Origin of the sequence: Bacillus sp. PSXD-155 (assembly GCF_049310765.1) — a bacterium.
GTDB classification, from domain to species: domain Bacteria; phylum Bacillota; class Bacilli; order Bacillales; family Bacillaceae_G; genus Bacillus_A; species Bacillus_A cereus.
The window spans coordinates 1-25,819 of record NZ_JBMOWC010000060.1; the positions used below are offsets into that span (position 1 = coordinate 1).

Sequence of the window (25,819 nt, forward strand, 5' to 3'; positions counted from 1 at the left end):
TAATCTCAGCTTTCAAATCGGCATCTACATCTGGACGATTCATTTTCTTTACTAAATCATAATACGTGCTTCGAGGAATAGTAGCTAGCTCCACGAGTGCCTTGACCGAATATTTATGCCTTAATTCATAGACTACTTGCGCTTTGTCTTGTTTTGTGATTTTTCCTTGTTTTGAACTAAGGCATTTAACTTTTTTAAGTACTCATTTTCCATCTCAAGCTGTTTAATGCGTGCTTCAAGTACTTCGACTGACCCTTCAGCTAAAGGTTGTTTTAATTGTTTATTTGAATCTTTTTTCATGGATGGACGCCCCTTTTTCTTAGATTGAAGGGCATCAATTCCTTGTGTTTCGAGCTGTTTTTTCCAAACAGAAATCGTTGAAGGGGCAGGAATATTAAAGATAGCTGCCGTCTCAAATAAGGACATACCGTTTTCAATCATAAAGTTTAGTACGTCTAGTTTAAATTGTTGTGTGTAATTTGTACATCGTTTTAGAAAAGCTTCCAGACCATTCTGTTTATATTGGTTTACCCAATTCAAAATGATTGTGTCACTTATACCGAGCGATCTACCCATTTCTCGATAACTTTCATTTCCGTTCAAATAACGTAGAACGATTTGTATTTTTTCATCAGCTGTAAATTTAGCCATAGAAAAACTGCACCTCCAATTGTTAGACTGTGTCTAACAATTGGGGTGCAGTTCACACTTGCGGAAACAAGTGCTCTTTTATTTGGGATTTTAAACCATAAATATTGAATAAAATGTTAAACTGAAAAGAGAAATTTTTGTAATTAAAACTGTAGTATATGAATGGAGTGTTATTGAATGCAAACAAGAAAAGCCTATCTATATGTATTTGACACGATGTCTGATTGGGAATACGGACATTTAATTGCTGAACTTAATACAGGGAGATATTTCAAAAAAGATGTAGCGCCTTTTAAAGTAGTAACAGTTGGAATAAATAAAGAAACGATTATTTCAATGGGGGGCTTGAATATAAAGCCGGATATTTCCCTAGATGAATGTATCCTTGAGAATAACGATTTATTAATTTTACCTGGAGGGAATACTTGGAGTGAAGAAATACATAAACCTATTTTGAAAACAGTTGGTGAAGCTTTAAAACTTGGTACAATTGTAGCGGCAATTTGCGGTGCAACTATAGGTCTTGCAAATTACGGTTACTTAAATTCTAGAAAGCATACAAGTAATAGTTTAGATTATATGAAAATGGTTTGTCCTAATTATAATGGAGAAAATTTTTATGAAATGGGACCTGTAGCATCCAGTGAAAATCTTATTACTGCATCGGGTGTAGCCCCGCTAGAATTTGCAATGGAAGTACTGAAAAAATTAGATGTATTTGCGCCGGATACACTTCATTCATGGTATAAATTGAATGAGACTCATGAACCTGAATATTTCTTCCAGTTAATGTATTCAATTAATAGCTGAGTAGTATTTCGAATGAAAATCATGTTTTAGATGATGCGAAAACTAATAACAAAATAATTTTATGAAAATAAAAGGTAAGGGTGTTCCTATGAATATATGAGGAAATATCCTTACCTTTTATAGTGTTATTTCTGAACGACAAACGTAATGGCACTTGTTTTTAATTGAATGTGTCTTTCATTTCGAACAATATCATAAGCTAATTCTTTTATTTCAACTTTTAGTTCTTTCCATTCTTTATAAATGCTTTTTAAAGTACTTATCATTTCTTCGGTTGAAAGATTAATTTCAATTAAAGCTTCTAATTCTTCATTCGTTATTGGATCAATTTCTTGTATGTTAGAGTTAATAATTAAACAATTAATACCGCCGTTTTTTGTACCTCTTTTCATAGAGTGGAGTACATTTTTAAAATCTTCTTCTGATCTGACATGTTCTAAACTTGATACTGCAACGATATAATCATAAGCGTTAGAGTCAATATAATAGTTTTCAATTGCTGCTTCTTCTGTTTTTATAACCTCGAATACATCATGTTCTTTGCTATAAATTTGTAGTTTTGTTAAAGCGGAATTAAGTAAATCAATACATGTAACAGTGCCGCTAGTATTTTTTATTTTTTTTGCAATTGGAATGCTATTTCTCCCAACGCCAGAGCCAAGGTCAAGTACTTGCAAGTTGTTTTGTCCGTCAAAGTGGTTCATCAAGTCCATAACCGTTTTAACTGGTTTGAAAAGCCAAGAGCCAGCTTCAAACAGTTTATATTGTTCATAGCAAAGGTCGTGATATTTCTTTTCTTCTTGTCTTATGTAATCGATACGGTTCACATTGTTTCAGCTCCAATATTTTTATTACAAAATGAATAGGTGGGACAGCCTTTAACATTTGTTTGAATTCGAAAAATACCACCAGCATGTGGATACTCTTTTAATTCGTCATCCGTCATTCTTGTTCTGGCTGTTGTAACATATAAATCAGTTAAGTTAGGCCCACCAAATGTACATGATGTTACATATAACGCAGGAATTGGAATACTTAATATTTGTTCTCCAGTAGAGGGATTCCATCTAGTTATTTTTGAACCTCCCCAATGTGCAATCCATAAACAACCTTCTTCGTCAATTGTCATACCATCAGGTAGACCATCATTTTCAGAGAAAATGATTACATCACTTGGATTATGAATTTCTCCAGTACGTATATTATATTGATAGCGAACCACTTTTTTAGTAGGTGTATCTATAAAGTAAAGGTATGTATGATCAGGTGACCAAGCGATTCCGTTTGAAGTATTTACATGTGAAACTTTTTTCTCTACACTCAAATTATTATGTAAACAATATAAGGAACCTGCAGCATTCATACCGTATGTATCTGTAGTACCTGCCCAGAAACGACCAGCTGGATCACATTTTCCATCATTGAAACGATTTTCTATTAAATGTGGTTCAGGGTCAAAAATATGTATCAGTTTTTCTGTATTTACATTAATAGAATAAAAGCCGTTTTCCATAGCTAAGAGTAGTACATCCTCTAAATATGGAACAACACAGCCAATTTGTTGATTGAGAGCGATTACTCGGTTCGTATTGGTAGTAGGATTATATATGCATAATTTTTTCTCCATAATATCAACCCAATATAAAAGTTGCTTTTTTTCATTCCAACATGGTCCTTCAGCTAAACTTGCTTTAACATTTAAAACTAAGTCTATATTACTGAACAAGATGTTCACCTCGCGTTATAAGATATTAATATAATTCGATAAGAATAGAGGTAAACCTTTTAGTCAGAGGATATTATGATTTGTGCTCTAGAAAACTAATCTTCTCAAGTGATTAAAAGGTTTATAAACACGGAGAGGAAAATGCATATGATGTTTTATGAGATTGTTTGCTTTTCTTGTAAGAATATATTTCGTGTTTACGAAGGTAGTGAAAAATATAAGCGATTTAAAGAGAAACCAAAAGGAGCATATTGTTGTGATGAGTGTAGCCACAAAATTCAATTAGAAGCGATAAAGAATTTTTTTAGATAATTTTACGATTTCGATTCGGAAAAGTTTGACAATAAAAGTGTTATAAATTATCATATTAAAAAACTAATATTTAAGGCATAGAAGAGAAGAGTAGTTAAGAAAGAATACGTACAGAGAGCTCTGGTAGCTGAGAAAGAGCGGTATACATCTTAATGAAAAAAGACTTGGAGCTGCGCAAGGAACTAATTTATTTAGGGATGGTGCGACGGGTTCTCCCGTTATAGAGATAGGGTATAAGCATATTTTGCCGTACCTGAAGAGGTTAATATGGTGACATATTAACAAACTGAGGTGGTACCGCGAAGCTAACAACTCTCGTCCTCAAGATGAATAATCTTGGGGGTGGGAGTTTTTTTGTTGCATAAAACTGGAAATGAGAAACAAAAAATAATTGAGGTGAGTAATATATGCATTGGGCGTATGAAGTAGCACATGAATTAATTAGGAAACATCCAAATAAAGAAACGTTTGTTTGTGCATCTGGAATTAGTCCGTCAGGTTCTGTTCATATTGGGAACTTTCGTGAAATCGTAACGACTTATTTCGTAGTAAGAGCACTTCAAGATTTAGGGAAAAAGACTCGTTTTATATTTTCGTGGGATGATTATGATAGGTTTAGAAAAGTTCCAAAAAATATTGATCCATCTTTTGCAAAGTATATTGGTATGCCATACTGTGATATTCCAGATCCGTATGGATGTCATAACTCGTATGCGGAGCATTTTGAAAAAGAGTTTGAAAAATCGCTTCAAGCATTTGGAATTGAAGTAGAATTTATTTATCAACATGATGAATATAGAAGTGGAAGGTATAATGAAAATATTTTAGAGGCTTTGTATAAACGAAAAGAAATATATGATATTTTAATGGATTTTAAAACTGGAGAGTGTAGTGAAAAAGAGCGAGAGAGCTTTTATCCAGCTACATTATATTGTGAGAGGTGCGGAAAAGATACAACAACTATTACACATTTTAATGAAGTATTAAAAATAGTCCGGTATGAATGTGAATGCGGAAATGAAAAAGAGTTATCCGTATTAAATACAAATAAAATGAAATTGAATTGGAAAATCGATTGGCCGATGAGATGGATGATAGAGGATGTTGTATTTGAACCGGGCGGTAGAGATCATTCATCAGAAACGGGTAGTTATAATGTATCAAAAGAAATTGCAAGGAAAATATTCAATTGTGAAGCGCCTCATTACGTTGCTTACGATTTCATTGGTATTAAAGGGAATCATGAAAAAATGTCTAGTTCTTCAGGGAATAGTATTACACCAAGCGATTTATTGAAAGTGTATATACCAGAAGTAATTCTCTTTATGTTTGCAAAATACAAACCAGGCGCTGCTTTTCATATTGGGTTGGATGAAGATGTGATTCGCAATTATACAGAATATGAACGATTGAAAGATAGTTATGAAAATAAAATGCTCAAAAATGAAGATTTATTTGATGCAATTAAACTATCTATAGTTGATAGCGTGTTTAAAGAATATCCGAGATTTAATCAAGTAGCAGGAACGTTACCATTATTAAATTTTGATTCAACTATTTTACAGGGGATATTAAAGAAAATAGATAGGAGTTATGCATTAGATGAAATGAGAGTGATAAGTAATCGCGCAGAGTATTGGATAAGAAACTTTCAATCTGAAAAATTAATCGCGGTAAATCAGGAGAAAAATGCTGAGTTTTACTACACATTAGATGAAAGGCAGAAAGAATGGCTAGTAGAAGTTTGTAAAATACTTCGTTCTATTAAAGATTACTCTAACTTAATGGAGCAATTATATGCGATTTGTTATCATGAAAATAAAAAAATAATGAAAGAAAATCAAAAACAATTATTCACTATTATATATAAGCTCATTATGAATCAATCAAATGGTCCTCGTATACCATTATTAATACATGTAGTAGGCATAGAAAAATTCATCACACTATTAGATTTCTAAAACACAGTTAAAAGCAACGTAAGTACCAAAATTTCTAAGTACTTGCGTTGCAAATTTTACTATCGTGAATACATTTTCGGACATTCATCACCACTTGGTTCATAAAAACAATGGCTTTTAAACTGTCCTACAAATGGCTGATTATACCATTCAGGTGGACAAGCTCCAACTGGACGGAAATACCAAAGAGCCCATCGTGCAGGCCAGCGCCATTGACCTTGTAAAACTTTTCGTGCGATTTCTTTTTCTGATTCACGAGCGCGTTGATAAAAATATCCATATTGTACTGCTTCAAATCCGCCGGGGCTTTGATATACAGCGTCTCGTACGGTACGGAGTTGTTTAAAATCTAAGCAATCACAAAATACACGGTTTACTACAACGCATCCAACTAACTCCTCACCTTGGCGACCTTCGCCTTCAGCTTCAGCACGAATTAATCGAGCTAGTAAATCAACATCACTTTCGTTGTATGGAATAAGGGGCATAGTGATACCACCTTTCTGTTATAGTAAAGAGTGTATGTTATAAAACAATCTGCGTGCTTTTTTACTTAAAAATAACATTTAATTTTAAGAGGAGCTTGTATAAAAAAAGCTAATTAGTAATAGTAGATAAATATAAAAGGGAGAGGTATTATGTATCGAATTCATAAAGACCATATCATTTACTCAATGTCACCAGAAAATAAGCCGTGTATGGAAGTAGAAATTGGGAGCAGTCTTGTATTTGAAACATATGATTGCTTTGAAAATCAAATCGATTCTGAAGATGTTGTGTTTCAAGAATTAGATTGGAACCGAATTAATCCAGCGACTGGACCTGTATATGTTAAAGGAGCAGAACCTGGCGATATATTAGTCGTAACGATTGAAAAAATTGAAATTGCAGAGCAGGGCGTTTTAACTACAGGTGCAAACCTTGGTGTAATGGGTGATGAGTTAAATGAAAATACAGTGAAAATTGTCCCAATACATAATGAATATGTTTTGTTTTCAAGTGAACTACAAATCCCGATTAATCCAATGATTGGGGTAATTGGTACTGCACCGAAAGAAGAGAGCATTTCATGTGGCACACCGCATGATCACGGCGGGAATATGGACTGTAAAGAAATTAAAGAAGGAACAACATTACTACTACCAGTTAATGTCCCAGGAGCACTATTAGCATTAGGTGATTTACACGCAGCAATGGGTGATGGTGAAATTGGTGTTAGTGGTGTAGAGGTTGCTGGTGAGGTAACGGTAACAGTTCAAATTATAAAAGGAAAACAATGGCCATTACCAATGGCTATTCAAAAAGAAAAAATGATGACGATTGCTTCAGAGAAATTGTTAGATGATGCAGCAAATCGTGCTGTACATAATATGGTGACATTTTTACATGAAGAATTAGCAATGTCTAAAGCTGATGCAACGCTTTTATTATCGGCAGCAGGTAATTTAAAAGTTTGCCAAGTTGTGGATCCGCTGAAAACAGCGCGTATGGAACTAGGAATGGATTATGTGGAGAAACTAGGATTTATTTTTAGTAAATTTCATATTAAATAGATAAGGGACGAAAAAGGATACTTTTGTATAAAAGCATCCTTTTTTAATTTACGGATTTTGTGAAAAGAGGTAGTATTTATTCTATATAAGTATATTTGAGATTGCGGATTAAAAAGGAGTTCAATAATGGTCAAAATTATGATTGTAGAAGACGATATGAAAATTGCAGAACTATTATCGACACATGTTGCGAAATATGGTTATCAAGGAGTTATTGTATCGGACTTTCAAAATGTATTAAACATTTTTTTAGAAGAACAACCAGAGTTAGTTTTATTAGATATTAATTTACCGAGTTTTGATGGGTACTTTTGGTGTCGTCAAATTCGCGGAGTTTCAACATGTCCGATACTATTCATTTCGGCCCGTGAAGGCACGATGGATCAAGTTATGGCGTTAGAAAACGGTGGCGATGATTTTATTCCGAAGCCTTTTCATTATGAAGTTGTAGTGGCGAAAATTCGTAGTCATTTAAGACGTGCATATGGAGATTATGCACCGAAACTAGAAGAGCGAATGATTGAGCAACATGGCCTTTGTTTATATCCTGAAAGACTTGTATTGAAACTTAGAAATGACGAGATTGATATAACGAGAAACGAAGCTATTTTATTAGAGACATTAATGAAAAATTATCCGCGTGTTGTGAGTAGAGAAGTGTTACTTAATAAATTATGGGATAGTGAATCTTATGTTGATGATAATACATTAAGTGTAAATACAACACGTGTGCGTAAAAAGTTACAAATGTTGCATATAGAAGGTGCGATTGAAACAATTCGTAGTGTTGGATATAGATTTCATATTACTTGGGATAATGGTATAGAAAAATGATAAGGTTGTTTATACGTGATCATATACCACTTATTTGCTTTACCATAATTCAACTACTAGCTATATTTCTCGTATATTGGTTTGATGGGCATAATCATATTACAACGGCGTTATATGCAATGTTTCTAGGTGTTTTCTTTATGGGAAGTTATTTAATGTTTCGTTATTTTACACATCGTTCTTTTTATGAGCGCTTAGCAAACCCCATGCAATCTTTGGATGAATCTGTTCAAAAATCTGATTTTGCAGCTGTATCGGCTGCTCTTCAAGAATTACTTGAGGTGCAATATAGACATTATCAAAATCAGCTGCAAATGCAAGAGAGAAAAAATAATGACCATTTAACCTTTATGAATCAGTGGATCCATCAAATGAAAACACCTTTATCTGTAATAGAATTAATTACACAGGATGAAGTAGATTCACGTTTTGAAAGTATAAATGAGGAAACTGATCGATTAAAAAAGGGATTAGAATTGGCTCTGTATGTCGCACGTTTAGAAGCGTTTACACAAGACTTTTATGTAGAAAGAGTACAACTACATAAAATAGTGAATGATTCGGTACATGAACATAAACGATTCTTTATCCGGAATTTTGTATATCCAGAGCTTGAAATTGATAAGGATATTACTGTAGAAAGTGATGTGAAATGGTTACAATTTTTAATCGGACAAATACTATCAAATGCGATTAAATATTCATCTGGTAGTAGAGAGAAGATTAAAGTGAAAGCTTGTAAGGAAGGTAATAATGTTATACTTGAAATTGCTGATAATGGTGTAGGAATACCGAAGCAAGATTTACCAAGAGTGTTTAAACCTTTCTTTACAGGAGAAAATGGTAGAGATTTTAAAGAATCAACTGGAATGGGGCTATATCTCGTATATGAAATTACGAAGCAATTAGGACATAGTGTAGAAATCCATTCAGAAGTTGGTAAAGGTACCGTTGTACGTATTAAATTTTAAATGTGTAAAAATGACTCAGGCTAAAGAACTTTTGAAATAAGTTTTTTAGCCTTACTTTATATGGATTAAATAAAATGATATAAAAGACTGGTATGATTCTAATAAAAGGTCGTGTAAGTATGTGTAATGACACAATAATAAATAAGGCTGTTAAATGAGAGGTTTTTAATAATTTATTAATATTTAAATAGTTTTTTGTAAGAAAAAAGCTCGCCCTTTGAAAGAGCTAGCTTCATGAATTTTAATTAAGTAAACAAACTTAATAATTTATATCCAATTAATCCTAAAATAGTGATAGGAACCATCATTAAGAAAGAAGAAATTCGATTAGCATTAGAGCGTTCTAATACAAGAATCAAGATAATCCCGACTATGACTTCGGTATATCCAACAGGTAACATGTGACTATAGTGTTCAAAATTTAAAAGAATGTGAAGTCCATCCGTTACAAAAACTCCACTTAAAAGTGCGCTTCCGAATTTATGAAGTGGATTTGTAGTATCTTTCCATAGAAAACCTGCAATTCCAAAGATAGTTCCTCCTATACATGCACATACAATCCATACAGATATAAAATAAATAGAGTGAGCTACATTTTTAATAACTATTGCATAACCATAGTAGCCTAATACCATACCGAGTAGTGCAAGGATACCAGAAAGTATAGCTGAACGCTTAGAATAACTAAAGCTAGCCACAAAAAAGGATGGAACTAACTAAACGCTTCCTAGATTAGCTAATGAATTCCAATGTCCAGGAAGTATACTTTGTCCAAATTTAGTTAGTATACCAACAATTATCCCTACTATAATCGGGATGAGAAAAATCCTTAAAAACATATTTAACTTTGTGATTTTTAATGTCCTGTCCATAAATTCAATCCTTACATTATTATTTTCTGTAAAGATATAATAGCTTATTACAAGGGAATAATCAATAAAAATTTATCGAAAAACAATAAGTGGTTATTGGGTAATGAATAACATTTTGTTTTTATATAAAATTTATCCCGCTTTAATGGGCAGTAAGCCCCCCAGCTCAAAATTCAGCGAAAGCAAAGAAATTAGGTGGGGGATCAACTGCCCATAAAAGTCCGATTGGTTCAACTAATAATCAGTGGAGGATGAAGAAAACCCCCACTGATTAAAGTTTCACTTTATATAAGAGAGAGTGCTTAGAAGTTTACTACTGGGGAAATCTAAAGGACGTATTACATTGTGCTTGTTCAATATGGAGCTAAGAAATGATAAATAAGCCTAAAAGAAAGCAATCTTTTTAACAGCACAAATAATTGCATTTACTCATACAGTACTAGTATGGTACAATATGGTTATTAATGACGGAAAGGAATGATGGGTGGACGATGATTAACTAATCTTATTTTTAAATGTTGAAATTCAATAAATTTCAATTTCTAAAAAATAGGATTAGTCTGCCCAATTCCAAACAACGGTATTGCTATTTGATTTGCGTAATAGCTTATTTGGGTATAAATAATGTAACGACTAATCCTGCCAAAATTACTTTGGGAGGATTTTTTTGTTCTCCCTTAATGAAAGGGATCGGTAATATGAAAGAAATTTTAAAATTAAATGATGTTTATGTTGAAATAAAGGAAAATACTTTGTTAGAAAAAATGAATGTAGCAGTGAAACAAGGGGATGTTATCGGATTAATTGGTAAAAATGGTGCTGGTAAATCAACGTTACTTCAATTAATAAATGGAAAGATTGAGCCTTCAAAAGGGATTGTTGAATGGCAGCAAATGAATATGACAACCGCATATGTTGAGCAAGAAATAGAATCTTTTATTAGTAATGATGTGATTTCGCAAGAAGCAGAACTTCTTGCGAAATGGGGCGTGCCAACGAACGATTTTCATACTTTAAGTGGTGGTGAAAAGCTGAAAATTCGATTAGCAAAAGGATTTGCCGAAAATCCTAATGTCTTAATATTAGACGAACCGACAAATCATTTAGATGAGATCAGTACGGGATTTCTCATTAAACAAATAAAAAATATGAAAGGTACTGTTATCGTTGTATCGCATGACCGATATTTTTTAGATGTTGTCGCAACTAAAATATGGTCAATTGAGGACAAAAATTTAATTGAGCATAGTGGTAATTATACGAGCTACATGAAAGTACGTGAGCAAAGAAGGAAGTCGCAGCAGCGTGAATATGAAAAGCAGCAAAAAAAGATAGAACAAGTAGAAACACATATAAAAGAATTGAGTTCATGGTCACAAAAGGCACACGCGCAGTCTACAAAACAAGAAGGAGTGAAAGAATTCTATCGTGTAAAAGCGAAGCGAATGGATGCACAAGTGAAGTCAAAACGAAAACGACTCGAAAAAGAGCTGGAGAAAACGAAAGTAGAACGTGTGAAAGAAGAATATTCAGTTGAGTTTTCTATTCAAGCGAACAAAAAAATAGGAAAACGCTTTTTAGAAGTGAAGCAATTAAAAAAAGACTTTCATGGGAAAGTATTATTTGAAAACGTTAATTTTACAATTCAGCACGGTGAGAAAGTTGCGATTGTTGGACCAAACGGTAGTGGGAAAACAACATTACTGAAGATGATTATGGGAAACGAAACTGCAGAAGGAGAAATATGGATTTCACCTTCTGCAAACATCGGCTATTTAACACAAGAAGTTTTTGATTTACCGCTTGATAAAACACCGGAAAATTTATTTTTTAAAGAGACGTTTGAAGAAAGGGGAAAAGTCCAAAATTTAATGAAACATTTAGGATTCCAAGCGTCTCAATGGAAAGAGCCGATTGAGCATATGAGTATGGGAGAAAGAGTAAAATGTAAGCTAATGGCTTATATTTTAGATGAAAAAGATGTACTCATTTTAGACGAACCGACGAATCACTTGGATCTACCTTCACGTGAACAACTTGAAAATACATTAGCTGAGTATAACGGAACATTAGTAATTGTATCTCACGATCGATATTTTCTGGAGAAAACCACTAACATAAAACTCGTGTTTTCAAACAATACGATACAAAAGCAGCTAGAAGAACCTACTAAAACAAGAGATGAGATTGAAGAGCTACGTTTAACGTTAGAAACAGAGAGACAAGAAGTATTAGGTAAATTAAGCTTTTTAACTTCTAACGACAAAGAATATAAAGAACTTGATGAACGATTTATAGAACTTACGAAGCAGATAAAGGCGCTATAACGTAAGTAAGGGGGATTAACATGGGAGAAGAGAGTTCAACTAAGTTATTTAGAATAGATTGTGGAGATATATACTTGCAAGAGTTTATGGTCAAAGATGCAGAGAGTATTTATAAAATAGCAAATCAACCGGAAATAGAAAAGTTTTTACCAGACTGGAAATCAACAAAAGAACAAAGGATGGATTGGATTGCAAATTACGAAATACCAGCAAACAAAGCATTTCTTGAGACAGTGAAAACTACGAACAACATAGATAATCATATGTTAAAGCTAGGAATATTTAAGGAAGCTACAAATGAATGCATTGGATGGTGCTGCACAGGCATGAAAGAAGAACTCCCTTCACCAAACAGAGAGATAATGTATGCTATCTCAAATGAACATCAAAATCATGGCTATGCTACAAAAGCGACTAAAGGTTTAATTGACTATTTGTTTAAAGAAACAAATTTAATTGTCCTCAACGCAATTGCTTTAATTAACAATGCACCATCAAATAAAGTTATTAAAAAATGCGGGTTTACTTATTTGAGTGAACAGAAGATAGAAAATCAACTATATAATCATTATGTATTGAGTAAATCTGAATGGATAAAAAATATTTCTCTGTAAAAGGAATTAAAACGAGATCATTAAAAGCTTAGAGCTAAAACTCTAAGCTTTTTTATATTCATTTTATCCCGCTATTTGTCGGGCAGTAAGCCCCCGAATAGTGATGGCTGATAATCAGTGGGTGATGAACAAAACCCCCACTGATTAATGTTTCACTTTATACCTGCTAACATATGAAAGGTACGATTTCTTGATGGAATTGCTTTTCAACAAAATAGGAAGATCAAGCTGTACGTGGGATATCGAGTTGAAAATCATTTATGAAAAGGGGATTGGAATATTTTGTCGAATTTATGTATCAATGATAATACAAATTTCTTACTCAAATCATTCTACAAATCAATTACTTAAAAAATGGAAGGGAAAAGAAAAGTGGGCGGTATAAAGAAGCATTTAGTCTTAGTCAATAAAAATTGCTGGTAAGTCTATTAAAGAGTTACATATAAAACTTACGGTTGAGTACTAGTAGATTAAATCTTTAAGTCAGGAATTAGTTTAAATGAGGGAGGGGAACACATATTATAATTTGGTTTCGTCACTTACCACAAATAAGTATGGTTTATTCAGAATGGACTCCTTTTATACAGAATAATTGGTACCGAAAACATTATATGAAGTTTGTATATATACTCCAGATAATTATTTTTCTAATACCTTATTTCTTTGAAACAGGTTTCACTCATATTAATATATTTTATCTTATCATAATAGGTATCTTAGTATTCATCATTCACGAATGTATACACATTTTAGTAATAAGTAAAAAAGGGGATATTAGCTTAACATTTAGTAAAAGATTTTTTTGGCTAAATACAAATGCAGTCTTATCCAAAAAGAGATTTTGGGTCTTTATGAGCTTGCCTATTATTGTATTATCAGTAGTTCCTGCTATGATGTCGTTCTTTGTATCAGGAAATATTAAATCAATTTTATTATTTATATGTTGGATAAACACATTCATTTCCGCCTCAGATATTTACAATTCGTTTTTGATTGCAATGAAACCGAAGCGCTCATTTTTTTGCAGAGGTTATTATAAAGTGAAATAGTATTTAATGGGTAACTCAAATATGCTTCAACTACATACAACAGTTAAAATATAATATTTGAAAGTAAAAAGACCGATAAAAAATCGGTCTTTTTATATTAATAAAATAAAGATTAGAAAATAGCATTGTAATTCAAACCAATATGCAAATATTATAAGGTAGATATGCTTTGTTTATAGATTGAAAATAGATTTGTTATCAGTTTTTTTAGAAATCTTACAAGCGTGTAAGATAAATGAAAGATGAATCAATATGAGCTGTAAGACAATTCATTTACACTCTATAGTGAGCAGTGGAAATGAAGGGAGAATATAAATGGAAATTTTGCAGGCAAATAGTATTAGTAAAGTATATAAAGGGAAAGTACCTTATAAAGCATTAGTAGATATTGATTTATCAATTCAAGAAGGTGAATTTGTAGGAATTATGGGCCCGTCAGGTAGTGGAAAAACAACGTTATTAAATATGGTATCTACTATTGATTCTCCATCATCGGGAGAAATTTTAATAAATGGTACAAATCCTTTTCAATTATCATCAGAAGAATTAGCGTTATTCCGCAGGAAACAATTAGGATTTGTATTTCAATCATTTAATCTTCTTAGCACACTTACTGTAAAAGAAAACATCGTATTGCCGATGACTTTAGATGGTGTTTCCGTGCAAGAAATGAACAAGCGATTGGAAGAGATTGCAGAAAAGTTAAATATTACAGATATCTTGAATAAAAGAACGTTTGAAATATCAGGGGGACAAGCTCAAAGAACAGCAATCGCTCGTGCGATCGTTCATAAGCCGCAATTATTACTTGCAGATGAACCAACAGGGAACTTGGACTCTAAATCTTCAAATGATGTAATGGAGATGCTTGATACTCTAAATAAAGAAGAAAAAGCAACGATGATGTTAGTTACACATGATCCGTATGCAGCGAGCTTTTGCAGCCGAGTAATCTTTATTAAAGATGGTCAACTATATAACGAAATTTATTGTGGTGAAAGTAGGCAAACTTTTTATCAAAAGATTATGGATGTCCTTTCTTTGTTAGGAGGAAAAAGGCATGACTTTTCGTCAGTTCGCATTTAATAATATTTTTCGCAATAAGCGTACATATGCTGCCCATTTTTTAAGTAGTGCATTTTCTATTATGATTTTCTTTACGTATGCTCTTTTATTATTTCATCCTGATTTACAAGGTGAGTTGAAATCGACAAGTGCAACAATAAGTGCATTTGGTACATTGGGATTTTCAGTTTCGCAAGGATTGATTTTTTTATTTTCATTTTTCTTCATTTTATATTCAGTTAGTTCGTTTTTAAAGACGCGTAAGAAAGAATTTGGTATTTTAATGATGCAAGGTATGTCAATGAGACAGCTTAAGAAATTATTATTAATTGAAAATATGTTGATTGGACTTGGTTCAATTTGTATAGGGATTTTCATTGGACTCATATTTTCTAAACTAGTCTTATTGATAAGTGCAAGTGTATTAATGATTAATAATGGTTTACCTTTTTATATACCAGTTCGGGCTGTATTATTAACAGTTATTACATTTCTTTTCTTGTTTTTAATTGTTTCATTATTTACATTTAAAATGATAAAAGTAACGGAACTTGTGGAACTTATTCAAGCAGAGGAAAAGCCAAAACCTGAACCAAAATCTTCAGTTTTATTATCGATACTTTCTTTAATTAGTATAGGGTATGGATATTTTTCAGTATTTCGCTTTATTTCAAGTTCCAGTTTTACTACACTCGGAATGGGTGTCTTACTAGTAATTATAGGAACGTACTTTTTATATACACAGTGTAGCGTTTATATATTACATCTTGCTAAAAGGAGAGAATCTTTCTTTTTAAAGAGAACAAATATATTAACATTTTCAGAATTAATTTACCGTATGAAAGATAATGCAACGATGTTTTTTATAGTATCTATTGTTTCAGCAGTTGCATTTACAGCAATTGGTACAACAGCCGCAATTGGAAATAGGGATTTGGTAAGGATGACAAATCCGTATACATTTTTGTATGGAAGTTTGGAAAATGACAAAGTATTGAATAAAAATCTTTCTATTATAAAAAAACACCTTTCTGATGCTAATATTCCGTATCGAATGGCTTCATCTTCATATATATACACAGAAAATAGCGTAAATGTAATGAAGTTAAGTGAATACAACGATCTTGCTAAAGCACTAGGCTATCAACAAGAAACCATTGAAAAAGAAGATGAAATTTTATTAATTCCTGGAGTTGTATCACAAAAACAAGAATTTAAAAATGGCGAGTATAAAAAGGATATAGAAGTCATTCAAGGTGATTGGACAAAGACATTTCATGTGAAAAAAGCTGTAGAAAATTTAGTTTTACCCCATGATTCTAGAACTATTTATATCGCTGTTCAAGATCAAGTGTATGATGGAATGCCTCTTACTAGTGACCCAGTTAATGAAGAAATTTCATATCGTACTTACGGATTTGTTGTAGATGATTGGATAAAAACGAAAGAGATTTCCAATCAATTAAAGAGTATATTTGATAAAGATCTTAGGGACAGAGATTTCTACTTTGAAGCTTTAACATTAAACTTGTTGGAAGCAAAGCAAAAGAATGGTTTATTACTTATGGTAAGTATTTTAGTCGGAATCGTCTTCTTTACATTCGCCGCTAGTTTTATTTATTTCCGATTATATACAGATTTATATCGCGATCAACAGCAATATAAAATGATTTCGAAAATGGGATTAAGTAAAGGTGAGTTGAAAAAAGTTGTAACGAGGCAGTTATTATTAATGTTCTTTTTACCAATTGTCGTTGCAGTGATTCATACTGTAGTCGCTTATATGGCATTACAACAATTAGTCGACTTTTCTATCATAAATAGCTCTATCGCCATTTTAATTTCATTTATATGTATACAAGTTTTATACTTCTTTATCACTCGTTGGCGTTACCTACAAAAGCTTTATAAAACTATGGAACAGTAGAGAACATCAGCAAGTAACATTGCAGAAAAGCATGTAAAAAAACAATATGAGTTATGAAAGGAATTGTAATGAAAAAAACATTATCAATTTTCATATTATGTATATTAATTTTAATTAGTTTAAGTGCATGTGCTAAAAGTGAAGAATTATTTCCAGCTAACGGTGTATTAATCATTGGAGATGAGAATCATACTGGAGCAATTATGAATCGTTATAAGGAAAATACGAAAGAACATGAAATTTTCCCAGTGAAAACAGGGGAATTTGAAAAAGGAAAGGTATTAATATTAAATGAATCTACTGCACAAGCGATGATTAAAGCAAAGATTTTTCGTAAACGTGACCAAGGAGCCCTTTCCAAACTGGTAGATACGTTGCCGAATTTTCCAAAAGAAAGCTCACTACTATTTATAAATGAAGAAGAAAAGAATATTAAAAGTATTAAAATAGAAGGAAAAGAGATACCAGTTGCATATGATAGTGATGCTTGGCTTGGCAATAAACGTGACTATGGAGCACTATGGTATATCATTGTGGCGAAAAATAGTGTGTATAAAGAAATAAAAGCGAATGAAACGAATATGCAACTTCTACATCTAAAAAAATCGTTAGGTGATGAAAAACCTAAAATGTCGACAGATAATACATTGATTAATGAAAAAGTAAAAGTAAGAAAGTTAATTGAAGGTTTTAAAGAGAAAGTATCAGTTCAGTTTGTAACGATCGGAGAAAAATCTTAAAAAAGAGTTCGAGGTTGATAGAAAGTTTATCAACCTCGAACTCTTTTTTAGTTTATAGACAAATCAATTATTATGCTTTACATTACTTCATTTAATCGAGTCTCGTTTGTTTCCTCAATCGCATTTGAATTTTGAACTGAATTATTTTGGGCTTCTTTTTCTTTACGAGCCTTTTGTAGCATTTCAAGGATGATCCATAAAGGAACGCCTTTATCCTTTAACATCTTCCATAAATCTAATTCATTAAATTTATGCTCAGGCTGTTTCATTTCTTTTTCAGATGAACGAATATCAAACTTGATAGGATCATTTACTTTCTTACTTTCAAGTTTAGTAGAAGAGATAGTATTATGCTCAAGAGTAGATGGAGTTATTTTAGTAGGTTGAGATAATGTATGAATATTTGATCCGATTTGCATGATTTTTCCTCCTTTTCAAGCAATGAGATTAGTTTTCTTATGGTTTTTAAATCTTTTTAACATGAGGAAATTATATCTAATTATAAATCTAAATAAATAGATTTACAAGTTATATTGTAAAAAGTAAATGTTTACTTGAATTAATATTTATCAACATTTGTATATGTTTTCTATATATACAATGTATATAAAATACTTTACATTATGTTTAAGTTGTTAAATTATTCTGTTAATTTGTTAAAAAGAAAAATGTAAACGTTTTATTAGGGGGGAGAAAGTATGGGGAAGTTATTTTTAAAAATATGTTTTTTTGCATTAGTGACCGTATGTTCATTCGCAGCGAAAATATCATACGCTGAAGAGAGGCAACAAAATAATTATCCTATCATATTGGTGAATGGATTTGCTGGATGGGGTAGAGAAGAAATGCTTGGCGTAAAATATTGGGGTGGTGTTCATGATATACAGGAAGATTTGAAACGAAATGGTTATACGGTACATACCGCAGCTGTTGGACCTGTTTCTAGTAACTGGGATCGTGCATGTGAATTGTATGCACAAATTAGCGGTGGGACAGTAGACTATGGTGCAGTACATGCTGAGAAACATGGACATAATCGTTTTGGCAGAACTTATAGTGGTTTTGCGCCGAATTGGAGTGAAACAAATAAAGTTCATTTAGTTGGACATAGCATGGGTGGACAAACGATTAGAACATTAGTACAGCTATTAAAAGAAGGTAGTTTTGAAGAAAAGAATTATGTGAAAAATCACCCAGACACCAAAATATCACCACTATTTGAAGGCGGAAAATCATATGTTCATAGTGTTACAACATTAGCAACCCCTCACAACGGTACAACACTTGCGGATGGTAGTCTTCTACTGCCGTTCGTTAAAGATTTACTCATTACAGCTGCAAGCTTTGGGGGAAACAATAATTTATCATTATATGATTTTAAATTGGATCAATGGGGTATAAAGAAGAATGCTGGAGAGTCCTTTTTCCAATATAGTAATCGTATTCTAAATAGTTCACTTTGGAAAAATACAAAAGATATAAGTCAATGGGATTTAAGTACAGATGGTGCAAAGGAGTTAAATAATTGGGTAAAGACGCAACCAGATGTGTATTATTTATCCTATAGTGGACATGCATCACAAGCAGCACCTATAACAGGTTTACATTTGCCTCATATAACGATGAATAAAGTGTTAATGGGAAATGCATTTTTCTTAGGTTCTTATGCGAGATATGAAGAAAACCGTCCGCTAGTTGATACTTCTTGGTGGCAAAATGATGGTGTAGTAAATACAAATTCTATGATTGCACCATCTTCTAATGTTACTGTAAATAATAATGAGTCATTACAGGTTGGAAAATGGAATCCTATCGAAACGAAAGCGAATTGGGACCATCTCGACATGGTAGGGTTAAGTGTTTCAGACTCGTTAGGTTTTTCTAGCATTCAAGAGTTTTATAGAACAATTGCTGAAAAGCTATCACGTTTACCGAAATAGGTAATAATAAAGCGCTCTCGATGGAATTCGAGAGCGCTTTATATTATATTGAAAGAGGGATTTGGTAGAAAAATATGGGGGGATATTATGAAAATTCAAGTTGTATTATCAGGATACGGAACAGTAGGCAGAGAGTTTATAAAATTATTAAATGAAAAATATTCATATATATATGAAACATATGGGATTCAATTAGTTGTAAGTGGCGTATTAGGGAGAAATATTGCAATACATAATGAAGAAGGCTTATCTCTTCATCATTTATTGATGTATGGTGGCGGTACCGCTGCAATTGAAAAATATTTAGAGTATCATCCGAAGGAACGTGCAATAACTAGCATAAGTGGTACTGTATTGGTAGAATCAACGGTTACAAATCTTAAAGATGGAAATCCAGGGAAACAATATATGAAACAAGCGATTGAGAAACAGATGGATATAGTAGCAATTTCTAAAGGTGCGCTCGTTACAAACTGGAGAGAAATAAATGAAGCAGCAAGAGGCGCAAATGTACGAATTCGATATAGCGGTGCAACAGCCGCTGCACTACCGACACTAGATATTGGACAATTTAGTTTAGCCGGTTGCAGTATTGATAAAATAGAAGGAATATTAAATGGAACAACTAATTATATTCTTACGAAAATGTATGAGGAAGATATGACATTTGAAGAAGCGCTGAAAGAAGCACAAAATAAAGGGATTGCTGAGACAAACCCTATATTAGATATAAGTGGTTCAGATAGTGCGTGTAAATTGTTACTTTTGACTAACAGCTTAATGGAAACAGAGAAAACACTTACTGATATACATATAAAAGGAATCGAGCACGTTACAAAACAGCAAATACAAAACGCTAAGGAACAACATAAAATTATTAAATTAATAGCATCAATATATAAGGATGAGGGTGGCAATGTGAATTTAAATGTTGAACCGTGCGAAATAGAAAAAGATCATCCGTTAGCAAATGTAAATGGGACCGAAAAAGGAATTACGTTCTTTACAGATACGATGGGACAAGTTACTACAATTGGTGGGGCTTCTAATCCACGAGGCGCTGCAGCTGTAGCTTTAAAAGATGTAATTAACTTATATCGAAAAGATTTGTAAGACCGTACCGCCCTTTATAAAAAATACATATGTCGTGGACCTTTTGAGAATGAAATAAATATGCAAAAATGATTGCAGGGGGTAAGGAATTGTTTAAGGATTTTAAAGTTGTTAAAGATCGTCCCGTTTATATTCAATTAAAAGACTATTTGAAAAAGATGATTATGAAAGGGCATTTGCTCGGGGATCAAAAAATCCCATCAACAAGGGAACTAAGTGAATTACTAAGTGTGAGTAGAAACACTGTACTCGCTGCTTATGCAGATTTAGAGCAAGAAGGACTCATTTATGCAGTTAAAGGAAAAGGGAACTTTGTTGCGAAGGTGGATATATCTAACACTTCGTCTGTTGAAATAGATTGGAAAAATAAACTTAATACAGTGACCGCATTAGCGGACGAATTAGATTTAATGAAACATGGTGTTCGTTGGGAAAAGGGAATGATTGTTTTTAATAGTATAGCCCCGGATGAGAAGCTATTTGATGTTGAAAATTTCAAAAGAGCTTTTCTTACTCGTATGTCCATTGAAGGGGACATCGTATTGAACTACGGATATGCAAAGGGATATAGACCGTTAATGAATTATTTACTTCATTACATGGAAATGAAAGGTGTAGACATTTCGAATAAAGATATTCTAATTACAAATGGATTTACAGAAGGATTGGATATTGTACTCTCTTCTTTATCAAAAAAATCCGGTCGTGTCATTTGTGAGAATCCAACTCACCATGCTGCACTTAAGCTTTTCCGTTTACATGGACTTGAAGTTCATGGGATTGATATGCATGAGGATGGTATTGATACGAATGAAGTTGAAAAAAGTTTGCGTGAAAAAGATTTTGATTTTGCTTATTTAATTCCTTCTTATCATAATCCAACCGGTATTGTTACGAGTTCAGAGAAAAGAACGGAATTGATGAGGTTATTCTCAAAATACAACGTTCCTATTATAGAGGACGGATTTAATGAAGAATTACGTTATTCAGGTTCACATTTAGCTCCATTATTAACTTTTGCTGGTGCTGGCAATAATGTGATTTATATTAGTAGCTTTTCAAAGGTACTTTTCCCTGGTTTACGTGTAGGGTGGATTATTGCAGATAAAGAGCTGATTCATTATTTAGAAAGCGTAAAAAGAGCAAGAACGATTCACACATCTACGCTAGATCAAGCTGTTCTGTTTCAATATTTACATGAGGGATATTTTGAAAAATATTTAAAAAAGGCAAGATCTGTTTATAAGAAAAAATATGAGTTAGCTGTCGGGGCATGTAACCAGTACATTCCTTTCAAAAGAATGACTGGAGATGGTGGACTGCATTTATTTATAGAGCTAGAAGAGCATATGAACGCCCGCACACTTTTACAAAAGTGTTATGAGAAAGGCGTTACGTTTTCACCTGGAGATGTTTTTTACTCTGATGGAGAAGGAGCGAACACTTTCCGATTAGGGTTTTCGCGCTTGAAAGAAGAAGAAATAGTTCGGGGAATTAAAATAATTGGTGATACATTAAAAAATGAAAATTGGAGTTGAGAAAATGAAAATCGGTGTTATTATGGGCGGGGTATCGTCTGAAAAACAAGTTTCAATTATGACCGGGAATGAAATGATTGCTCATTTAGATAAAAATAAGTATGAAATAGTCCCAATTACATTAAATGAAAAAATGGATTTAATTGAAAAAGCGAAAGACATTGACTTTGCATTGCTCGCATTACACGGAAAATACGGAGAAGATGGGACAGTTCAAGGAACACTGGAGAGTTTAGGGATTCCTTATAGCGGAAGTAATATGTTATCTAGTAGTATATGTATGGATAAAAATATTTCGAAAAAGATTTTACGTTATGAAGGTGTAGAAACACCAGATTGGATTGAACTTACAAAAATGGAGGATCTAAATCTTGATGAGTTAGATAAGTTAGGATTTCCATTAGTGGTAAAACCAAACTCCGGCGGATCGAGTGTCGGGGTGAAAATCGTTTACAATAAAAATGAATTGATCTCAATGCTAGAAACTGTATTCGAATGGGATTCTGAAGTAGTAATTGAGAAGTATATAAAAGGTGATGAAATTACATGTTCTATTCTGGATGGAAAACAGTTACCTATAGTTTCAATTCGACATGCAGCCGAGTTCTTTGATTACAATGCAAAATATGATGATACTAGTACAGTTGAGGAAGTTATCGAACTTCCAGCAGAAATTAATGAACGTGTAAATAAAGCTTCACTGGCTTGTTATAAAGCATTAAAATGTAGTGTTTATGCAAGAGTTGATATGATGGTGAAGGACGGAATTCCATATGTAATGGAAATTAATACATTACCAGGGATGACACAATCAAGCCTATTGCCCAAAAGTGCAGAAGCAGCGGGAATTAGTTATAGCAAACTATTAGATATGATTATTGAAACATCATTAAAAGTTAGAAATGAAGAAGGGTTTTAAGGAGATTATATAACTAATTCTTTTGACAGTTTCACGAAGTATGCTATGATGAATACATTATAAAAACAAAATATTTATCCACTAGGGGGGCCTTTTATAGGCTGAGATCAAATGTGATTTTGAGACTCTTAGTACCTGATCTGGTTAATGCCAGCGTAGGGAAGTGGGAAAGACGTTGCTATTTAATGAGTAAATAAATACTGTCAATTTCACTTTCTTTACGCCTGTAAAGAAAGTTTTTTTATTTTACAGCTTTAATAATTGTGGATAAATACTTATATTTTATACATTATTGGAGGGATTTAAATGACTTTTTCACAATCATTACGTAAAGAAGTAGATTCAATTTGGGAAGCGAGTTTTAACCATCCTTTTGTAAAAAAACTTGGTGAAGGAACATTAGATTTAGCTAGTTTTCGCTATTATGTGCTTCAAGATTCATATTATTTGAGTCATTTTGCTAGAGTACAAACTTTAGGAGCTGCAAAAGCTCTTGAATTAGAGACGACAGCTCGTATGGCACATCATGCTCAAAATACATATGAGGCCGAGTTATCTTTACATGAGAATTTTGCTAAAAAGCTAGGGATAACAAAAGAAGAAAAAGATAATTTTATTCCTGCGCCAACTGCATATGCGTATACTTCACATATGTATCGTGCTGCGTATGAAGGGCATTTAGGAGATATCATTGCAGCAATTTTACCTTGCTATTGGTTGTATTATGAAATTGGCGAACACTTAAAAGAGTGCCAGCCGGAAGAGCCAATTTATAACGAATGGATTTCTGCTTATGGATCTGATTGGTTCCGTACGCTAGTTGAAGAACAAATTACACGTTTAGATACTATCGCTGAAAAAGTAACAGAGGCAGACCGCAAACGTATGAAACAGCATTTTATTATTAGCAGTCAATATGAATATTCATTTTGGGAAATGGCTTATACATTAGAAAAGTGGCCAGTGGATAAAGACGTAAAAGACGTAATTGGATAAGGAATAGAAGCAATGTTATAGATAGGTATGGATCATACCTATCTATATATTTTTTCTTGTCAAATTTGCGTAAAGTCATTAGTGCTACGGATATGGCGAAATAGAATATCGATAATTTAGCTCATTTACTTGTCTACGCATTAACTGGATAAACTTCTGTCACATTTATTTTACAATCAAAGAACGTAAATGTTGGTGGTATGAAGTTAAATAAGAAAAGAAACCCGAGCTGTTAGCTGTAACGGAGTTGTTTTTTCTTTGCAGGAATTTCTAAATCATCATGGAGTGTTGTTAATACGATATGCAAATAGGCATATCATATTTTTTTGAGCTCTTTATGTGTTAAAATTAGATATAGAGATATGTAAATATAAAGAAGCAAAAGCAGGAATATCCAATGAATTTTGAGAGGTGTTATATGTTTACAAATAAGAAATTAATTCGATTTGGTTTATCGTTGTTTGTATTTTTAGGGATAATTAATTTTACAATCAGCTATTTCCAAACATATCTTGAAACAGCAGCAGATATTAAATGGGTAATTCCGGAAATTTGGAAAACTATTTTACTAGATGTTCCTCAAGGTATACTTGTTCTTTTAGGCGCAATTGCTTTATATGATTTCACAAAAGAGGCATCACAAAAAGACGCATCAATCTAAGTGTGTCTTTTTCTATTAGGAATTTCATAGAGAGTTTTGCTGGAGAAATAGAATGAAAAGCCCTAATAAGGGCTTTTTTCTTTGTAGGAATTTCTTATCCGTCATATAAACCGGTCACTAGGAGATGTTATAGCGAAACGCATTTACATTACAGAAAAATTTAAGCGGCAGACGGAAATATATAGGATATGGCAACATAATTATTGAGAAATTAATTGAATTTAGTAGGTATGAAGATATGACGCTAGAATTCATATTTTTTAATTTTTATTTATCCCGCATTAACGGGCTGTTCGTAAAAGCCTGATTGGTGAGGGCTAATAATCAGCGGGGGATGAACTCCCCCCCACTGATTAAAGTTTCACTTTATAAAAATGAGCCCATAGCAAAAATAGGTATATGAACAAGGTGCATCATTTAGTGATAAGTCATACTTTGTTGGTGTACGTATTGAACTTAGTTTATAGCGCTATTTTTACTTAGATGTAACGAACAGAAATATAGGGAAGCATCAATGAGGTTGTATTTTATAAACGGAGGTTATGAAAATGAATCAGTTTCAACAAGAACTACAAGCGTTAAGTCTTAATGATTACCGATCTGGAAATATTGTCTATTGGGACCAGCAAAATCAATATCCATATTACTATATTGAAGATGCTGCTCGTCGCTGTGGGGGTTGTGGTCGTTGTGGTGGTTGTGGTGGAGGTCGTTGTGGCGGATTTCGTTGTGGTGGATTCCGTTGTATTGGTTGCTTCGGTTGTTTTGGTTGCGGAGGTTGTGGAGGTTGTGGAGGCTGTGGTGGTTGCTCTAACTGTTTTGATGGTTTTAGTGGTACTACTGATACTACTGGTACTACTGGTACTATTATAACGTATGAATATTGATTGCATTTATCCTGCTATTTGCCGGGCAGTAAGACCCTAAAAAAATTCAGCGAGAGCAAAGTGGCGGACTACCCATAAAAGCCCGATTGGTGAAGGCTAATTAAAGCTTCACTTTATCAATTAAAAAACATTAGTTTTATATATGTACTTGCCGACAAAGAATATAGCCATTATTAATGGATATATTCAATCATTCAAGTGAAAGAGTAACAATAAGATATATAGATGTAATCAAGAGGTGATGGATAAAGCAATGACTAGATTTAAAATCTAATCATTGCTCTTTTCTTATGGTTTTATCATCAAATATCTGTCTAGCTTAGGGATTGATTTCTTCTAGCTAATGAATTTAT

23 protein-coding genes, 3 pseudogenes, 1 riboswitch and 1 other annotated feature are annotated in these 25,819 nt (G+C 32.8%); of the genes and pseudogenes, 20 read left to right on the forward strand and 6 right to left on the reverse strand.

Annotated elements, in window-relative coordinates; genetic code table 11:
- Positions 1-651 (reverse strand): annotated as a pseudogene (locus ACO6VI_RS29040) (helix-turn-helix domain-containing protein); the annotation flags it as partial.
- Between the two features lie 177 nt (positions 652-828).
- On the opposite strand from ACO6VI_RS29040, the gene ACO6VI_RS29045 reads away from it, so the two are divergent.
- Positions 829-1,461 (forward strand): type 1 glutamine amidotransferase family protein, encoded by a 633-nt coding sequence (locus ACO6VI_RS29045; RefSeq protein WP_001194776.1) that lies wholly within the window; start codon positions 829-831, stop codon positions 1,459-1,461.
- A 125-nt stretch (positions 1,462-1,586) separates the two neighbouring features.
- Here the strand turns inward: ACO6VI_RS29045 and ACO6VI_RS29050 are convergent, their stop codons facing one another.
- Both ACO6VI_RS29050 and ACO6VI_RS29055 read right to left on the reverse strand, forming a co-directional pair.
- The gene (locus tag ACO6VI_RS29050) at positions 1,587-2,288 is read right to left on the reverse strand and encodes a class I SAM-dependent methyltransferase (protein WP_088020282.1); all 702 of its coding nucleotides are present in this window, start codon (positions 2,286-2,288) and stop codon (positions 1,587-1,589) included.
- Positions 2,285-3,187, reverse strand: coding sequence for an SMP-30/gluconolactonase/LRE family protein (locus tag ACO6VI_RS29055; RefSeq protein ID WP_023522037.1), 903 nt, complete (start codon positions 3,185-3,187; stop codon positions 2,285-2,287). Before ACO6VI_RS29055 ends, ACO6VI_RS29050 begins: the two co-directional genes overlap by 4 nt.
- 141 nt (positions 3,188-3,328) lie before the next feature.
- On the opposite strand from ACO6VI_RS29055, the gene ACO6VI_RS29060 reads away from it, so the two are divergent.
- Together ACO6VI_RS29060 and lysS are read left to right on the forward strand one after the other, a co-directional pair.
- A complete protein-coding gene (locus ACO6VI_RS29060) occupies positions 3,329-3,499 on the forward strand; it encodes a DUF2197 domain-containing protein (RefSeq protein WP_000551042.1) in 171 nt (56 codons plus the stop codon).
- Between the two features lie 69 nt (positions 3,500-3,568).
- Positions 3,569-3,825: a binding site (T-box leader), on the forward strand.
- 81 nt (positions 3,826-3,906) lie between these two features.
- Complete coding sequence (gene lysS / locus ACO6VI_RS29065; RefSeq protein ID WP_063547365.1) at positions 3,907-5,460, forward strand: lysine--tRNA ligase; 1,554 nt, start codon at positions 3,907-3,909, stop codon at positions 5,458-5,460.
- Positions 5,461-5,519: 59 nt separating this feature from the next.
- Here the strand turns inward: lysS and ACO6VI_RS29070 are convergent, their stop codons facing one another.
- Positions 5,520-5,948, reverse strand: coding sequence for a cell wall hydrolase (locus ACO6VI_RS29070; protein WP_001128402.1), 429 nt, complete (start codon positions 5,946-5,948; stop codon positions 5,520-5,522).
- Positions 5,949-6,098: 150 nt separating this feature from the next.
- Here ACO6VI_RS29070 and ACO6VI_RS29075 point away from each other — a divergent pair, with 150 nt between their 5' ends.
- The 3 genes from ACO6VI_RS29075 (at position 6,099) to ACO6VI_RS29085 (ending at position 8,818) form a co-directional block, all read left to right on the forward strand.
- Complete coding sequence (locus tag ACO6VI_RS29075) at positions 6,099-7,013, forward strand: acetamidase/formamidase family protein (protein WP_063547366.1); 915 nt, start codon at positions 6,099-6,101, stop codon at positions 7,011-7,013.
- 126 nt (positions 7,014-7,139) lie between these two features.
- The gene (locus tag ACO6VI_RS29080) at positions 7,140-7,847 is read left to right on the forward strand and encodes a response regulator transcription factor (protein WP_000238993.1); all 708 of its coding nucleotides are present in this window, start codon (positions 7,140-7,142) and stop codon (positions 7,845-7,847) included.
- Positions 7,844-8,818, forward strand: coding sequence for a sensor histidine kinase (locus tag ACO6VI_RS29085; protein WP_422424793.1), 975 nt, complete (start codon positions 7,844-7,846; stop codon positions 8,816-8,818). The genes ACO6VI_RS29080 and ACO6VI_RS29085 overlap by 4 nt, the downstream gene beginning before the upstream one ends.
- Before the next feature lie 245 nt (positions 8,819-9,063).
- Here the strand turns inward: ACO6VI_RS29085 and ACO6VI_RS29090 are convergent.
- Positions 9,064-9,690, reverse strand: a pseudogene (locus tag ACO6VI_RS29090) (DUF6518 family protein).
- Positions 9,691-10,388: 698 nt separating this feature from the next.
- Between ACO6VI_RS29090 and abc-f the strand changes: the two are divergent.
- The 6 genes from abc-f to ACO6VI_RS29120 all read left to right on the forward strand — a co-directional run bounded on the left by abc-f (position 10,389) and on the right by ACO6VI_RS29120 (position 17,412).
- Complete coding sequence (gene abc-f / locus ACO6VI_RS29095; RefSeq protein WP_078993450.1) at positions 10,389-12,017, forward strand: ribosomal protection-like ABC-F family protein; 1,629 nt, start codon at positions 10,389-10,391, stop codon at positions 12,015-12,017.
- A 20-nt stretch (positions 12,018-12,037) separates the two neighbouring features.
- Positions 12,038-12,631 carry a GNAT family N-acetyltransferase gene (locus tag ACO6VI_RS29100; RefSeq protein WP_063547369.1) on the forward strand — a complete coding sequence of 198 codons (594 nt, stop codon included), beginning with the start codon at positions 12,038-12,040 and terminating at the stop codon, positions 12,629-12,631.
- Positions 12,632-13,185: 554 nt separating this feature from the next.
- Positions 13,186-13,680 (forward strand): DUF3267 domain-containing protein, encoded by a 495-nt coding sequence (locus tag ACO6VI_RS29105; protein ID WP_003270612.1) that lies wholly within the window; start codon positions 13,186-13,188, stop codon positions 13,678-13,680.
- Positions 13,681-13,995: 315 nt separating this feature from the next.
- Positions 13,996-14,766 (forward strand): ABC transporter ATP-binding protein, encoded by a 771-nt coding sequence (locus tag ACO6VI_RS29110; RefSeq protein ID WP_161520424.1) that lies wholly within the window; start codon positions 13,996-13,998, stop codon positions 14,764-14,766.
- Positions 14,741-16,672 carry an ABC transporter permease gene (locus tag ACO6VI_RS29115; protein ID WP_161520423.1) on the forward strand — a complete coding sequence of 644 codons (1,932 nt, stop codon included), beginning with the start codon at positions 14,741-14,743 and terminating at the stop codon, positions 16,670-16,672. The genes ACO6VI_RS29110 and ACO6VI_RS29115 overlap by 26 nt, the downstream gene beginning before the upstream one ends.
- Positions 16,673-16,740: 68 nt before the next feature.
- Positions 16,741-17,412 (forward strand): lipoprotein BA_5634 family protein, encoded by a 672-nt coding sequence (locus ACO6VI_RS29120; protein WP_161520422.1) that lies wholly within the window; start codon positions 16,741-16,743, stop codon positions 17,410-17,412.
- A gap of 77 nt (positions 17,413-17,489) precedes the next feature.
- On the opposite strand, the gene ACO6VI_RS29125 is transcribed toward ACO6VI_RS29120, so the two are convergent.
- Complete coding sequence (locus ACO6VI_RS29125; protein WP_001165517.1) at positions 17,490-17,831, reverse strand: DUF3914 domain-containing protein; 342 nt, start codon at positions 17,829-17,831, stop codon at positions 17,490-17,492.
- A 279-nt stretch (positions 17,832-18,110) separates the two neighbouring features.
- Between ACO6VI_RS29125 and ACO6VI_RS29130 the strand changes: the two genes are divergently transcribed.
- The 8 genes and pseudogenes from ACO6VI_RS29130 to ACO6VI_RS29165 form a co-directional block, all read left to right on the forward strand.
- Positions 18,111-19,352, forward strand: coding sequence for an esterase/lipase family protein (locus ACO6VI_RS29130; protein ID WP_161520421.1), 1,242 nt, complete (start codon positions 18,111-18,113; stop codon positions 19,350-19,352).
- 87 nt (positions 19,353-19,439) lie between these two features.
- Positions 19,440-20,465 (forward strand): homoserine dehydrogenase, encoded by a 1,026-nt coding sequence (locus tag ACO6VI_RS29135; RefSeq protein WP_422424796.1) that lies wholly within the window; start codon positions 19,440-19,442, stop codon positions 20,463-20,465.
- An 89-nt stretch (positions 20,466-20,554) separates the two neighbouring features.
- Positions 20,555-22,003, forward strand: a complete 1,449-nt coding sequence (locus tag ACO6VI_RS29140) for a PLP-dependent aminotransferase family protein (protein WP_000471611.1) — start codon at positions 20,555-20,557, stop codon at positions 22,001-22,003.
- A gap of 4 nt (positions 22,004-22,007) precedes the next feature.
- Positions 22,008-22,922, forward strand: coding sequence for a D-alanine--D-alanine ligase (locus ACO6VI_RS29145; protein WP_003270605.1), 915 nt, complete (start codon positions 22,008-22,010; stop codon positions 22,920-22,922).
- A 73-nt stretch (positions 22,923-22,995) separates the two neighbouring features.
- A riboswitch (TPP riboswitch) is annotated at positions 22,996-23,101 on the forward strand.
- A 127-nt stretch (positions 23,102-23,228) separates the two neighbouring features.
- Positions 23,229-23,918, forward strand: a complete 690-nt coding sequence (gene tenA, locus ACO6VI_RS29150) for a thiaminase II (RefSeq protein WP_023522051.1) — start codon at positions 23,229-23,231, stop codon at positions 23,916-23,918.
- A 397-nt stretch (positions 23,919-24,315) separates the two neighbouring features.
- Entirely contained in the window at positions 24,316-24,579 is a 264-nt protein-coding gene (locus tag ACO6VI_RS29155) for a DUF3937 domain-containing protein (protein WP_002082716.1), read from the forward strand.
- Between the two features lie 548 nt (positions 24,580-25,127).
- Complete coding sequence (locus ACO6VI_RS29160) at positions 25,128-25,466, forward strand: heterocycloanthracin/sonorensin family bacteriocin (RefSeq protein ID WP_422424798.1); 339 nt, start codon at positions 25,128-25,130, stop codon at positions 25,464-25,466.
- A 142-nt stretch (positions 25,467-25,608) separates the two neighbouring features.
- Positions 25,609-25,740, forward strand: a pseudogene (locus tag ACO6VI_RS29165) (site-specific integrase); the annotation flags it as partial.
- Positions 25,741-25,819 lie beyond the last annotated feature (79 nt).